Here is a 13164-nt window from a genome sequence, read left to right as displayed (position 1 = left end):
ACAAGGAGTTAATAAATATGCGGCAAGGTATTCTTAAATAAACTGTCAATTTGATAGTGGGAACAAAAAGTAGCAGTCCCGTTTCACTTTTAATATGGGGCTTAGTTTTTTGTACCCAGTTTAAGAATACTTTTATCATGTAATTTTATATGCCCGAAAACATATAAGTGTTTTGGGGCTATTGGAGTTATTTACCCAGTGATAGGAGTATTTATCACTGGGTATTTTTATGCCCTTTTTTGGGTGTTGATAGGAGGAAAATCACATGAAAATAATTAACTTAGGCATTCTGGCTCACGTTGACGCAGGAAAGACAACATTAACGGAGAGTTTATTGTATACCAGTGGTGCAATTGCAGAACCAGGGAGCGTAGATAAAGGCACAACAAGGACAGATACAATGAATTTGGAGCGTCAAAGGGGAATCACTATCCAGACAGCAGTGACATCTTTTCAGTGGGAGGATGTAAAAGTCAACATTATAGATACGCCAGGCCATATGGATTTTTTGGCGGAGGTGTACCGCTCTTTGGCTGTTTTAGATGGGGCCATCTTGGTGATCTCCGCTAAAGATGGCGTGCAGGCCCAGACCCGTATTCTGTTCCATGCCCTGCGGAAAATGAACATTCCCACCGTTATCTTTATCAACAAGATCGACCAGGCTGGCGTTGATTTGCAGAGCGTGGTTCAGTCTGTTCGGGATAAGCTCTCCGCCGATATTATCATCAAGCAGACGGTGTCGCTGTCCCCGGAAATAGTCCTGGAGGAAAATACCGACATAGAAGCATGGGATGCGGTCATCGAAAATAACGATAAATTATTGGAAAAGTATATCGCAGGAGAACCAATCAGCCGGGAAAAACTTGTGCGGGAGGAACAGCGGCGGGTTCAAGACGCCTCCCTGTTCCCGGTCTATTATGGCAGCGCCAAAAAGGGCCTTGGCATTCAACCGTTGATGGATGCGGTGACAGGGCTGTTCCAACCGATTGGGGAACAGGGGAGCGCCGCCCTATGCGGCAGCGTTTTCAAGGTGGAGTATACAGATTGCGGCCAGCGGCGTGTCTATCTACGGCTATACAGCGGAACGCTGCGCCTGCGGGATACGGTGGCCCTGGCCGGGAGAGAAAAGCTGAAAATCACAGAGATGCGTATTCCATCCAAAGGGGAAATTGTTCGGACAGACACCGCTTATCCGGGAGAAATTGTTATTTTAGCTGATGATACTTTGAAACTGAACGACATTCTAGGAAATGAAAAACTCCTGCCTCATAAAACACGGATTGATAATCCCATGCCATTACTTCGGACAACGGTAGAGCCGCAAAAGCCGGAGCAAAGGGAAGCCCTGTTAAATGCCCTCGCAGAGATTGCTGATACAGACCCTCTTTTGCATTTTGACATTGATACTGTTACACATGAGATTATGTTATCTTTTTTGGGAAAAGTACAGTTAGAAGTTATTTGTTCGCTATTAGAAGAAAAATATCATGTGGGCGTGGCTATGAAAGAGCCTTCGGTTATTTATCTGGAAAGACCGCTTAGAAAAGCAGAATATACCATCCACATAGAAGTCCCGCCAAATCCTTTCTGGGCTTCTGTCGGGTTGTCCATAGAGCCGCTCCCTATTGGAAGCGGAGTGCAGTATGAAAGCAGAGTTTCACTTGGATATTTAAATCAATCGTTCCAAAATGCGGTTATGGAGGGGGTTCTTTATGGCTGCGAGCAGGGGCTGTATGGATGGAAAGTGACAGACTGTAAAATCTGTTTTGAATATGGATTGTATTATAGTCCTGTAAGTACCCCCGCAGACTTTCGGCTGCTTTCCCCTATCGTATTGGAGCAGGCTTTAAAAAAAGCAGGGACAGAACTATTAGAGCCATATCTCCACTTTGAAATTTATGCACCGCAGGAATATCTCTCACGGGCGTATCATGATGCTCCAAGGTATTGTGCAGATATTGTAAGTACTCAGATAAAGAATGACGAGGTCATTCTGAAAGGAGAAATCCCTGCTAGATGTATTCAAGAATACAGGAACGATTTAACTAATTTCACAAATGGGCAGGGAGTCTGCTTGACAGAGTTAAAAGGATACCAGCCAGCTATTGGTAAATTTATTTGCCAACCCCGCCGCCCGAATAGCCGTATAGATAAGGTTCGGCATATGTTCCACAAGTTAGCTTAACAGCTTGCAAAAGTCATATAAAATGAGATTTGAAAGGATTAGAGACTAATTATGATGAAATGCGAATGGATATTGTGTCCTGTTTGTGGGAGCAAAACCCGTAATAAAATTAGGAAGGACACTGTTTTGGAGAATTATCCCCTTTATTGTCCAAAATGCAGACAAGAAAGCTTGATTAAAGTTGACAACTTGAAGATAACTGTCATCAAAGAGCCAGACGCTTAAGACGCAGAGCCGATGAAATTGTGGAACAATTCACGAATCATCGGCTCTTTTTGTTTCGTATTTGAAAGAACAAACTCACCAAATAAAAAAAACGATATTCGGGTGGGTTATTTTGTTATACCCTAAATTACCCTCTGAATTTGTTTTTAAATTTGGAGGGATTTTTTTATGTTCTTTTTTCGGGCGGTTATTCATCTGCTCATACGAAGTAAAATTTATCAATACATAGCATATCAGAGAATGGCAGGAAACCAGTTAAAAAAATTTCTGCCAGTGCAGCGGTACTTCTCACCTTGAAAGTGGAAGTACAATCTCCATACAACAGAATTTGTATTTCCCATAACCGTGAAGGTCACAGAGCCTTTGCGGTTTTTCTTTTGTCGTTTTTTGTTGGAAAGTGCCGCAGGGCTGTTTCTGGTGTGCGTTGCCGCTCCCCGCCTCTCCATCTGGATTTTTACATTTCAAAAATTCAGATTGGAGGTATTAGCGGTGAAATACGCACCAAGAAAAGTATATATCAAAGAAAGCGGCGGCTATGTGGAACTGTCCTATACGGATTTCTGCCGCCGCAGGCAAGCCGACAAGGGATATATGGACAAGCTGTTTATCCCCGTCCAAGGTTGTCTGCTTGAAGTCGTAAGGGAGCAATATGCGGACTTCTACCGTGACAGGGAGCGGTGGCGTTACCTGCAAAAATTAGATGCGAGGAACAGCCTGCTATCTCTGGACGGATTTACGGACAGCGAGGGGAATCCTCTGGACTTTATCGCTGATGAAGCGGCGGACATTGCGGAAACCGTTGTCAATGCTGTTATGGTGGACAGGCTGAAAGCCGCCCTGCCTTTGTTGTCGGATAGTGAGCAGGAGTTGATACAGGCAATCTTTTTTGACGGACTTTCCGAGCGTGAAGTCGGGGCGAGGTTAGGCATAACCCAGAGCGTTGTGAACAAACGCAAAGCCAGAATCCTAAGAAAACTAAGAAAGATAATAGAAAATTAAAATTTAAGGCGTTCAGCCCCCTTGTTTTTTCCTTTGGGAAAATGAGGGGGCTTTTCTCTGCCCTCTCAATCAATTCTGATTGGAGGAAGAAAGAATGGCATACAACCACGGACGGGAGGACAGGAAATGGCGTATCTGGAAAGAAGCGGAGGAAAAGCTGCTGCGTGAGTGCGGCGTTGATGAAGTGACCATTGAGCAGATACGCATAGCGGACAGGGCAGACTTCAATTCCAACAGGCGGTTTTACCGATGGACGAATGACGTTGCGGAATACCTTGAGGACATGGCAGACAGGGAGCGGCAAGCGGAGGTGAATACAGTTGCGGAGTTACTGGAAGAGATTGAGAGCGAAAATCTCTATCAAGTATTAGTCACGGTGGACGGGCGTACCTTGAAAATCGTCCTGCTGAAAATGCAGGGGTATTCCACAAAGGAGATTGCCCCGCTTGTGCATTTGACGACTGGTGCCATCTATGCGAGGTTAGACCATCTGCGGAAGAAGCTGCGGAAAATTTTATAGCTTCTAAAACAGCCTGCCATCCTGCGGGCTACTGGGTGAGGGATGGAAATCCCCTCACTCATTTTTTGCAGGAGGACAACAGGATGGCATACAGGGTTAAGGCATACACGCTTCGGGAGGAATCCACGGAAAGCGGCACAAGGTATTTTATCAGCTTTAAGGACGGGCAGGGCAAATCCCACGAGTTGGAAGTGTCGGAACAGTTCTTTATGGAGTTTCGGCAGATGGAGCGCAGGAACAGGAATCTTTTCTAATGGGACGAGCGGCACAGGGAGTTTAACGAGGTATGGGACGAAACCCTTTACAGACGGGCGTTGCGTGTGCCTAAGAGCCTTGATGAACGCATGGTTGAGGAAGAACGGAATGAAACGCTCTATAAGGCGGTTGGGAGCCTTCCAGAGATACAAAGGCGGCGTTTCCTGCTCTACTACGAGTATGAGTTCAATTTTTACCAAATCGCCGCTATGGAGCATTGCACCGCTTCGGCAATACAGAAATCTGACTCTCAATTATTGGAAGTCAATTTATTAAACCAATTAAAGCTTGCAAAACGTGTAAATCTTTTTGATTATTCTTTAGAAGAATTACAAGCCGTTCATGAGTATTGGCGGTCAATGAATCGTTACTCAAAACAAGTTTTGAATAAAGAGAAAGTGGCTTAATATGGCAAATATAGTCAATTTTACTGACAAACAATTTGAGAATCGCTTAAATGATAATTTAGAAGAATTGATTCAAGGAAAAAAAGCGGTTGAATCGCCAACCGCTTTTTTACTTGGTGGGCAACCAGGGTCAGGGAAAACCAGTTTGCGATCAGCAATTTTTGAAGAAACACAAGGGAATGTTATTGTCATTGATAATGATACCTTTAAACAACAGCACCCTAATTTTGATGAACTAGTGAAACTTTATGAAAAAGACGTAGTAAAACACGTTACCCCTTATTCTAATCGCATGACAGAAGCGATCATAAGCCGTTTGAGCGATCAAGGGTATAATTTGGTGATCGAAGGTACAGGACGAACAACAGACGTTCCTATTCAAACCGCAACAATGCTTCAAGCCAAAGGTTATGAAACAAAAATGTATGTCATGGCAGTACCTAAAATCAACTCATATTTAGGAACAATTGAACGATATGAAACCATGTATGCAGATGATCCAATGACAGCCAGGGCAACACCAAAACAAGCGCATGATATTGTTGTCAAAAACTTACCGACCAATTTAGAAACCCTTCATAAAACGGGCTTATTTAGCGATATAAGGCTATATAACAGAGAAGGAGTAAAACTCTATTCAAGTTTGGAAACACCTTCTATTAGTCCAAAAGAAACCTTAGAAAAAGAATTGAATCGTAAAGTATCAGGGAAAGAAATTCAACCGACTTTAGAACGAATAGAGCAAAAAATGGTTCTAAATAAACACCAAGAGACACCTGAATTTAAAGCAATTCAACAAAAATTGGAAAGCTTGCAGCCACCTACACCACCAATACCCAAAACACCTAAACTTCCAGGTATTTAAACCTTAAAAAAGGAAAAGAGTAGTTACCAAAAAACGGTAACTACTCTTTTTTTATAAAAACATTTCCTCATGTTGGGGTCCCGAGCGCCTACGAGGAATTTGTATCGATAAGAAATAGATTTAAAAATTTCGCTGTTTTTTTCTAATTTCATTTTGAGGTGAATTAATTGGTAGTTATTAGAGGTGCCCTATACCTAATAATTTATCTCCATTCCCTTTAGTAACGTGTAACTTTCCAAATTTACAAAAGCGACTCATAGAATTATTTCCTCCCGTTAAATAATAGATAACTATTAAAAATAGACAATACTTGCTCATAAGTAATGGTACTTAAATTGTTTACTTTGGCGTGTTTCATTGCTTGATGAAACTGATTTTTAGTAAACAGTTGACGATATTCTCGATTGACCCATTTTGAAACAAAGTACGTATATAGCTTCCAATATTTATCTGGAACATCTGTGGTATGGCGGGTAAGTTTTATTAAGACACTGTTTACTTTTGGTTTAGGATGAAAGCATTCCGCTGGCAGCTTAAGCAATTGCTGAATCGAGACTTGAGTGTGCAAGAGCAACCCTAGTGTTCGGTGAATATCCAAGGTACGCTTGTAGAATCCTTCTTCAACAATCAGATAGATGTCAGACGCACGGCTTTCAAAAACCACTTTTTTAATAATTTGTGTGCTTAAATGGTAAGGAATATTCCCAACAATTTTATACCTCTGTTTGTTAGGGAATTGAAACTGTAGAATATCTTGGTGAATTAAAGTGACACGAGTATTCAGTTTTAATTTTTCTGACGATAAGTTGAATAGATGACTGTCTAATTCAATAGACGTTACCTGTTTACTTATTTTAGCCAGTTTCGTCGTTAAATGCCCTTTACCTGTTCCAATTTCGTAAACGGTATCGGTTTCTTTTAAATTCAATTGTTTTATTATTTGGTTGAGTACTTTTTCACTCGTTAAAAAGTTTTGAGAATATTTTATATTTTTGTTCATGTAATCTCTCCTGAAGTGATTACATCTATAAACAAATACAGAAGTTAAACGATTTGTTTGTAATTTTAGTTATCTGTTTAAAAAGTCATAAGATTAGTCACTGGTAGGAATTAATCTAACGTATTTATTTATCTGCGTAATCACTGTTTTTAGTCTGTTTCAAAACAGTAGATGTTTTTCTACATAACGCATTTGATAACGCATTTGGAATACCAACATGACGAATCCCTCCTTCTTAATTACAAATTTTTAGCATCTAATTTAACTTCAATTCCTATTATACAAAATTTTTAATGCACTATCAACACACTCTTAAGTTTGCTTCTAAGTCTTATTTCCATAACTTTAGGGTTAACCATACGCAAGACCAATCACTCTCGGACAATACTCATGATTTTAATGATAAAATCCATGTTAAACCCATAGATAAGAAATACACCTGCAATAACCGTTACCTGTTTGTGCCAATTTAAAAATGCACCACTTTTTTATAATTAAAACGGTTGAAAACTGTACCACTAATAACTCACAATAGAGAGATGTCACCGTCAAGTTAAATGTACAAAATAACAGCGAAATTTTTAAATCTATTTCTTATCGATACAAATTCCTCGTAGGCGCTCGGGACCCCATGTTTTAAAAGCTGATCGAGAAATAAAACACACAACGGTATTCTTTCTTTTTTCAGTTGGTACATTTTGCAGTCTGTAACGTGTCATTTACTGTTTGTTACCTTAACATATCCAGTCGAAAACACAAGGGTATATAAACGAGCAAGCTCGCCCTTGTGTTTTCTTTGTGTCTATGTTGCGTACTCGTCACAGCAAACGACACGAACACACTGGCGAAAATGAACCAACAAAACGAAAAAAGAAAGGAGCGTACACTGTAATTTATTTCTAGCTTTTAAAACATGAGGAAAACAGCTTCACTTCCTCAAACGCCTAACAAAAATGGTTGTCAAAAAACTAAAAATCAAAAAAAAGAAAAGAGGAAAAGAAAATGGAAAAAACAAAAAAATTACAATTAGAAGATTTTACAGAAAATGAGTTTTTTGGAACACAAGAACAGCAATATCTAAAAGCTCAAGTAAGAGAAGAGCTAAAAGAGCAAGGCTTTATCATAGATAGCAGTTTTGAGGGCGATTTTAAAACATGGATAGGTGTATACGCAAGACCAAAAGATAAACCGACCTACTTAGACCCTCAAAACGATAAAGAAGCAGAAGAACAAGAGCAATATTCTATTAACGGCTTTAAACAAGATTTTAGCGAATGGTTTGAGTGGGAAATAAAAAATTTGAAAATTAAAGAAATGTAAAAGAAAAGCCTAGCAAAAAAAGCTAGGTTTTTCTTTTACATAAAACACCAAAAAGAAAAACCTAAGAAGGATAAAGGACGATGGCACGGATAACGAGAGTGCGAGCATTGCGACACAAAAATCCATCCTCACGGATTATGTGAAAAGGCAGGGATGGCATTTAGCAAAAACGTATGTTGACGATGGCTACTCTGGAACAAATTTCCAAAGACCAAGTTTCCAGAATATGATTAAGGACATTGAAAACGGGCTGATAAACTGCGTGATTACAAAAGATTTATCCCGTCTGGGGAGGAACTATCTTGATTGTGGGTTATATCTGGAAGTCTTTTTCCCAGAGCATAACGTGAGGTATATAGCGGTCAATGACGGCGTGGACACCTTAAACAAATCCGCTATGGACATCACGCCTTTCCGCAACATCCTAAACGAAATGTATTCTGCCGATGTGTCAGTCAAGATAAAATCGGCGTACCGTGCGAGGTTTCAGCAGGGGAAATTCATGGGAACAACAGCCCCTTATGGCTATGTCAAAGACCCTGCCGACCACAACCATCTGCTGATAGATGACAAAGTTGCCCATGTGGTAAGGGAGATATTCGACCTTGCGTTAGCGGGCAACGGCATCGCCAAAATCCGCAAGCACATCAACAAACAGCATATCCTACGCCCTGCCGCTTATGCGGTGGAGCAAGGGGCAACAGGCTATGAGCGGTACTTTGAGGATAACGAGGAAAACCGTTATATTTGGAGCGAGAACAGCGTGAGGGGCATTTTAAGAAGCCCGATATATGCGGGCAACCTTGCAGGCTACAAGCGGATTGCAGCCAACATGAAAAGCAAGAAACGCCCCTCTAAGCTGCCCGAAGAATGGGAAGTGATACCAGACACCCATGAGGGGATAGTCACGCAGGAGGAATTTGACACCGTACAGCAGCTTATGACGAGCCGCAGGCGGGAGCAGAACGCAGGGGGATTTGAGAATATCTTTTCGGGCGTTATCAAGTGTGCGGACTGCGGCTATGCGATGCGGGCGGCGAGTGCCAACAGGAGGAAACGCCCCGACATCATCGACTGCGTACAATACACCTGCAATAATTATGGCAGATATGGCAATGTTATGTGTACCGCACACAGCATTGAAGCGAGGGACTTATTCAATGCCGTCCTTGCCGACATCAACCGCTTTGCGGATATGGCGGTCAATGATGAAAAGGCGGTCAGAGCCATAGAAAGGCGGCTCACGGAAACAGACCAGAGCAGGGCGAAATCATTAGAGAAAGAAAAGAAGAAGCTGAACAAACGCCTTGCGGAGCTTGACAGGCTGTTTTCCTCTCTCTATGAGGACAAGGTAATGGAGCGTATCACGGAGCGGAATTTTGAGATGATGTCGGGGAAATACCAGAAAGAGCAGCTTGAAATTGAAGCACGGCTGAAAGAGGTAACGGAAACGCTCAATGACAGCTATGAGAAATCGCAGGGCGTGAGGGACTTTCTATCCCTAATCCGCAACTATCAGGGGCTGAAAGAGTTGGACGCAACCATCATAAACGCACTCATAGACAAGATACTTGTTTCGGAACGTGAGAAACTTGCGGACGGGACAGTAAGGCAGGAAATCAAGATTTACTATAAATTCATCGGCTTTGTCGGTGAATTACATATCACACCCACAAAGCGGTGGACGGCGTTAAAGCCTAAAAATTGTACGGTGTGCGGTGTTGAATACGTCCCCAGCTCTGGAATATCAAAGTATTGTCCCGCTTGTGCTAAGAGGATACAGAGGGAGAAATCAAACGAGAGCAAACGCAGGAGTAGGGAGAGGAACCGAAGGGCATGTATTGAACTGTCCGCAAAAAATGACCGACTGACATTGTCCAGCGAAATGGACGACTAATTCGACAAGGAAACATGCACCAGGAGGTAGATATTTATCACTATATCACTAAAGGGAGCTTTGACAATTACCTCTGGCAGACGCAGGAGAATAAGCTCAAATACATTACGCAGATAATGACCTCAAAAGATCCTGTGAGATCAGCTGAAGACATTGATGAACAAACCATGACCGCCTCAGACTTTAAGGCCTTGGCAACTGGAAACCCCTATCTCAAACTCAAAATGGAATTGGAAAATGAACTGACAGTTTTAGAGAATCAAAAACGATCCTTTAACCGTTCCAAAGATGAATACCGCCACACAGTTTCCTATTGCGAGAAGCACCTCCCTATTATGGAAAAACGGTTGAGTCAATATGATAAAGATATTGCTCAATCTTTGGCAACAAAGTCGCAAGATTTTGTCATGCGATTTGACAATCAAGCAATGGATAATCGTGCTGAAGCTGGGGACTATCTGCGAAAACTCATTACCTATAACCGCTCAGAGACCAAGGAAGTTAAAACACTTGCCAACTTTAGAGGATTTGATTTGAAAATGACAACACGAGCTCCTAGTGAGCCCATGCCAGAGACTGTCTCTTTAATGATTGTAGGAGATAACCAGTATACTGTCGCCCTTGATTTGAAATCAGACGTGGGAACCATTCAACGGATTAGCAATGCCATTGACCATATTATAGATGACCAAGAAAAGACGCAAGAGCTGGTAAAGGATTTAAAAGATAAGCTACGAGTAGCCAAAGTAGAAGTTGAAAAAGTCTTTCCAAAGGAAGAGGACTATCAGCTTGTAAAGGCTAAGTATGATGTTTTAGCTCCCTTGGTTGAAAAAGAAGCAGAGATTGAAGAGATAGATGCAGCTTTGGCCAAGTTTAGTGAAGATACAACACCCCAAAAGAAGCAACAAATAGCACTTGAGATATAAGAAAAAAGGCTGACAAATAATTTTGAACGCGGTAAAATGAAGTCAAGAAATCACAAAAGGAGAATAGATCATGACCCAAACACTAGAAGAAATGCGTTATCAACTAGAAGAATGGTTGTCACAAGGCTTTACGAGTTCAGAAGATAGGGCAAACTACCAAACTTTAAAGGAACAGTATGAAGATGAGACCTTTGATTACAGTTTTTCAAGGCGTGAAATTACTGGACAGCTGGAACTCATCATCACAAGTCGTGAGAATGATTTTCCTAGCTTAGATGAGGTGACAAAGACGGAATACCTTGATTTGGTTGCCCAACTAGATGATTTAGACAAGAGACAGGCTGACTACTATCGCAAGCAATTAGCCTAGAAAGAGGTGTAAGATGTTGGAGCAAATTCTACAAAGCCTTTTGATTATCGCAGCAATAGGACTGATGTTGTTTGTCCTTTATCGGATTGTGAAAGTTTCAGGTGCTTTATTTCTTATCGGACTCATCAGTGGATTAGTCTTTATTGAAATCTATGGAGTTTACCTCTTCTTTACTGAGAGATACCTCTATTCAGAAGATTTAGCAACTAATGGAGTTTGGAGTTTTACAGGATTTTTTATTGCTTTGAATCTATTTCTCGTTTTAAGCTTTATTATAAAGTGGTGGAGAAATAGAATAGTTTAACACGGAGGATTACCGATTGGTAGTCCTTTTTCTTGTGATAAATTTTCCAAGATAATCTTGTTATGATTTGGCTATCACTAATAAAGGAGTAAGCCATGTTAAATAAAGTGAAAGCTCGATTTCTGATTGGAGTAGGAGGTTTAATCGCAGTCAGTTTTATGGTCATGATTGGCTATACGATTGGCTCACAATCCGTTTCAAAACAAACTGAGCACCAAATACGAGCAGAAGCCAATAAACTTGTGACAAAGGAAAAGCAGGAGGAAAGAGCGACAGTCCTATCAGATGAGCTTGTCAAAGAATTTCTCACACAATATTTCACCAAGGTCCAACTAGGAGAAAATAACACTCGTATCAAGCCCTACATGACGGACTCGGCATTTTCAGAAGAGGAAACAAATCAGAATAAAGCGATCAATCAAGTTTATAAAGATTATATGCTTGACTACCGATTTGAATCAGCCAGTATCTTTGTCAATACAGAAAGCAATGTTGCACTTGCGGAAGTTTCCTATCAAGTGACCTATGTTTCTGATTTGAGTGAGCAACAACAGCGAACCACTCAGACAGAAACCAAGACGGTTATGTTATCCTACTCCAAAGTTTCCGACAAGCTCCTGGTTAATCAGTTGACTATTTGGAATGGGAAACTGGAGGACATGAAAGAAGCAACAGATGGAGCCAATTCCAGCATACCAACGAACTACAACAAGCGAGAACAACTAGCAGGAGACAGTCTTCTGCTTTTTTTGATAGGGAGACAAGATGACACGAATTAAAATAGTAAAACAAAAGGCCATTTTAGATGTGGCTGAAAGTTTGGGTTATTCCTTCAGACGTTTATCAGGACACATTTATGAACACCCAGACCATGATTCCTTTCGGATTTTTGCCGATACCAATACTTTCAAATGGTTTTCAAGAGATATACAAGGGGATGTGATAGACTTTGTTCAATTAGTGGCAGGCGTTACTTTCAAAGAGGCTGTATCCTATCTTGAAACTGGGGATTTTGAACAAGCTAAGTTGATAGAAGAAACTTATCAACCATTTCAATATTATTTGAATGAAGAACCCTTTCAGCAAGCACGTACTTACTTGAAAGACATTCGGGGTCTAAGTGATCAGACTATTAATACCTTTGGCAGACAAGGATTGCTTGCTCAAGCTATTTATCATTCGGAGTCGGTTTTAGTGTTTAAAAGCTATGACCATAATGGTGTCTTACAGGCCGCAAGCCTTCAAGGTCTCGTCAAAAATGAAGAAAAATACAATCGAGGCTATCTCAAAAAAATCATGAAAGGCTCTCATGGCCATGTTGGTATTAGTTTCGATATTGGGAATCCCAAGCGACTCATTTTTTGTGAATCAGTTATCGATATGATGAGTTATTATCAACTTCACCAAAAGCAGCTATCAGATGTTCGCCTGGTGTCAATGGAAGGCCTAAAACTTTCTGTGATTGCTTATCAGACTTTGCGTCTAGCAGCAGAGGAACAGGGGAAATTGGCATTTCTAGATACAGTAAAACCAAGCAGACTTAGCCATTATCTTCAGGCAATACAAGATACGACAAACTTTTTCCAAACCCATTCAAACGCATTAACATTGGCTGTTGATAACGATGAGGCAGGAAGAGAATTTTGTCAGAAACTGATAGATAAAGGACTTCTAATCGCTCAAGATTTACCACCATTACAGGGACTTGAAGCAAAGTCAGATTGGAATGATATTGTGAAACGACAAAAGGAATTATCTTTAAGAGATCTTATCCAGTCAGCCCAAACAAAAGTCATTAGAGATCATCCTCCACCTAAACGAGAGCACACTTTTGAATTGTGATAACAAAATCAAGTCCGCTATCATAATCTAGAATGTGACAAGGAGGACA

15 protein-coding genes and 1 pseudogene are annotated in these 13164 nt (G+C 40.9%); 14 read left to right on the top strand and 2 right to left on the bottom strand.

From position 1 onward, the window contains the following. The first annotated feature begins 265 nt into the window (after positions 1-265). The 7 genes from tet(O/W/32/O) (at position 266) to G575_RS10985 (ending at position 5456) form a co-directional block, all read left to right on the top strand. Positions 266-2185, top strand: a complete 1920-nt coding sequence (tet(O/W/32/O), locus tag G575_RS0102175) for a tetracycline resistance ribosomal protection mosaic protein Tet(O/W/32/O) (protein WP_027971259.1) — start codon at positions 266-268, stop codon at positions 2183-2185. Positions 2186-2236: 51 nt separating this feature from the next. Then, positions 2237-2410: a cysteine-rich KTR domain-containing protein gene (locus tag G575_RS11835; RefSeq protein ID WP_011528024.1), complete on the top strand. Its 174-nt coding sequence runs from the start codon at positions 2237-2239 to the stop codon at positions 2408-2410. Positions 2411-2899: 489 nt separating this feature from the next. Then, positions 2900-3409, top strand: coding sequence for a sigma-70 family RNA polymerase sigma factor (locus tag G575_RS0102170; protein ID WP_000872511.1), 510 nt, complete (start codon positions 2900-2902; stop codon positions 3407-3409). Positions 3410-3503: 94 nt separating this feature from the next. After that, a complete protein-coding gene (locus tag G575_RS0102165) occupies positions 3504-3929 on the top strand; it encodes an RNA polymerase sigma factor (protein ID WP_027971258.1) in 426 nt (141 codons plus the stop codon). Positions 3930-4012: 83 nt separating this feature from the next. Continuing rightward, positions 4013-4183: a hypothetical protein gene (locus tag G575_RS12075; RefSeq protein WP_000331638.1), complete on the top strand. Its 171-nt coding sequence runs from the start codon at positions 4013-4015 to the stop codon at positions 4181-4183. A 90-nt stretch (positions 4184-4273) separates the two neighbouring features. Beyond that, positions 4274-4591: a hypothetical protein gene (locus tag G575_RS12615; protein ID WP_156874702.1), complete on the top strand. Its 318-nt coding sequence runs from the start codon at positions 4274-4276 to the stop codon at positions 4589-4591. A gap of 1 nt (position 4592) precedes the next feature. Further along, positions 4593-5456: a zeta toxin family protein gene (locus tag G575_RS10985; RefSeq protein ID WP_001284311.1), complete on the top strand. Its 864-nt coding sequence runs from the start codon at positions 4593-4595 to the stop codon at positions 5454-5456. Between the two features lie 262 nt (positions 5457-5718). On the opposite strand, the gene erm(B) is transcribed toward G575_RS10985, so the two are convergent. Together erm(B) and G575_RS12060 are read right to left on the bottom strand one after the other, a co-directional pair. Continuing rightward, positions 5719-6456, bottom strand: coding sequence for a 23S rRNA (adenine(2058)-N(6))-methyltransferase Erm(B) (gene erm(B) / locus G575_RS0102145; protein ID WP_001038795.1), 738 nt, complete (start codon positions 6454-6456; stop codon positions 5719-5721). Between the two features lie 124 nt (positions 6457-6580). Beyond that, positions 6581-6667 (bottom strand): 23S rRNA methyltransferase attenuation leader peptide, encoded by an 87-nt coding sequence (locus tag G575_RS12060; protein ID WP_245562365.1) that lies wholly within the window; start codon positions 6665-6667, stop codon positions 6581-6583. A 791-nt stretch (positions 6668-7458) separates the two neighbouring features. Here G575_RS12060 and G575_RS0102135 point away from each other — a divergent pair. The 7 genes and pseudogenes from G575_RS0102135 (at position 7459) to G575_RS0102105 (ending at position 13115) form a co-directional block, all read left to right on the top strand. Then, complete coding sequence (locus G575_RS0102135; protein WP_002300567.1) at positions 7459-7776, top strand: hypothetical protein; 318 nt, start codon at positions 7459-7461, stop codon at positions 7774-7776. 70 nt (positions 7777-7846) lie between these two features. Further along, on the top strand, positions 7847-9673 hold the full coding sequence (locus G575_RS10980) for a recombinase family protein (protein WP_051176887.1): 1827 nt from the start codon (positions 7847-7849) through the stop codon (positions 9671-9673). Next, a pseudogene (locus G575_RS0102125) lies at positions 9640-10599 on the top strand (hypothetical protein); the annotation flags it as partial. The gene G575_RS10980 and the pseudogene G575_RS0102125, both read left to right, overlap by 34 nt. A gap of 70 nt (positions 10600-10669) precedes the next feature. Then, positions 10670-10969 (top strand): DUF5962 family protein, encoded by a 300-nt coding sequence (locus G575_RS0102120; RefSeq protein WP_000194866.1) that lies wholly within the window; start codon positions 10670-10672, stop codon positions 10967-10969. Between the two features lie 13 nt (positions 10970-10982). Next, a complete protein-coding gene (locus tag G575_RS0102115; protein WP_002935084.1) occupies positions 10983-11273 on the top strand; it encodes a DUF5966 family protein in 291 nt (96 codons plus the stop codon). 95 nt (positions 11274-11368) lie between these two features. Then, positions 11369-12052: a peptidylprolyl isomerase gene (locus G575_RS10975; protein ID WP_373325944.1), complete on the top strand. Its 684-nt coding sequence runs from the start codon at positions 11369-11371 to the stop codon at positions 12050-12052. Next, positions 12039-13115, top strand: a complete 1077-nt coding sequence (locus G575_RS0102105; protein WP_027971256.1) for a DUF3991 domain-containing protein — start codon at positions 12039-12041, stop codon at positions 13113-13115. The genes G575_RS10975 and G575_RS0102105 overlap by 14 nt, the downstream gene beginning before the upstream one ends. Positions 13116-13164: the final 49 nt, after the last annotated feature.

It is taken from the genome of Streptococcus plurextorum DSM 22810, assembly GCF_000423745.1.
Classification (GTDB): domain Bacteria; phylum Bacillota; class Bacilli; order Lactobacillales; family Streptococcaceae; genus Streptococcus; species Streptococcus plurextorum.
This window is presented reverse-complemented; position numbering and strand designations above follow the sequence as displayed.

Bases quoted from the DNA above. Each gene is read 5' to 3' on its own strand.
- G575_RS0102135 (WP_002300567.1), top strand. From the start codon at position 7,459: ATGGAAAAAACAAAAAAATTACAATTAGAAGATTTTACAGAAAATGAG.
- G575_RS12075 (WP_000331638.1), top strand. From the start codon at position 4,013: ATGGCATACAGGGTTAAGGCATACACGCTTCGGGAGGAATCCACGGAA.
- G575_RS0102165 (WP_027971258.1), top strand. From the start codon at position 3,504: ATGGCATACAACCACGGACGGGAGGACAGGAAATGGCGTATCTGGAAA.
- G575_RS0102105 (WP_027971256.1), top strand. From the start codon at position 12,039: ATGACACGAATTAAAATAGTAAAACAAAAGGCCATTTTAGATGTGGCT.
- G575_RS0102120 (WP_000194866.1), top strand. From the start codon at position 10,670: ATGACCCAAACACTAGAAGAAATGCGTTATCAACTAGAAGAATGGTTG.
- G575_RS0102115 (WP_002935084.1), top strand. From the start codon at position 10,983: ATGTTGGAGCAAATTCTACAAAGCCTTTTGATTATCGCAGCAATAGGA.
- G575_RS10985 (WP_001284311.1), top strand. From the start codon at position 4,593: ATGGCAAATATAGTCAATTTTACTGACAAACAATTTGAGAATCGCTTA.
- G575_RS12615 (WP_156874702.1), top strand. From the start codon at position 4,274: ATGGTTGAGGAAGAACGGAATGAAACGCTCTATAAGGCGGTTGGGAGC.
- G575_RS11835 (WP_011528024.1), top strand. From the start codon at position 2,237: ATGATGAAATGCGAATGGATATTGTGTCCTGTTTGTGGGAGCAAAACC.
- G575_RS10975 (WP_373325944.1), top strand. From the start codon at position 11,369: ATGTTAAATAAAGTGAAAGCTCGATTTCTGATTGGAGTAGGAGGTTTA.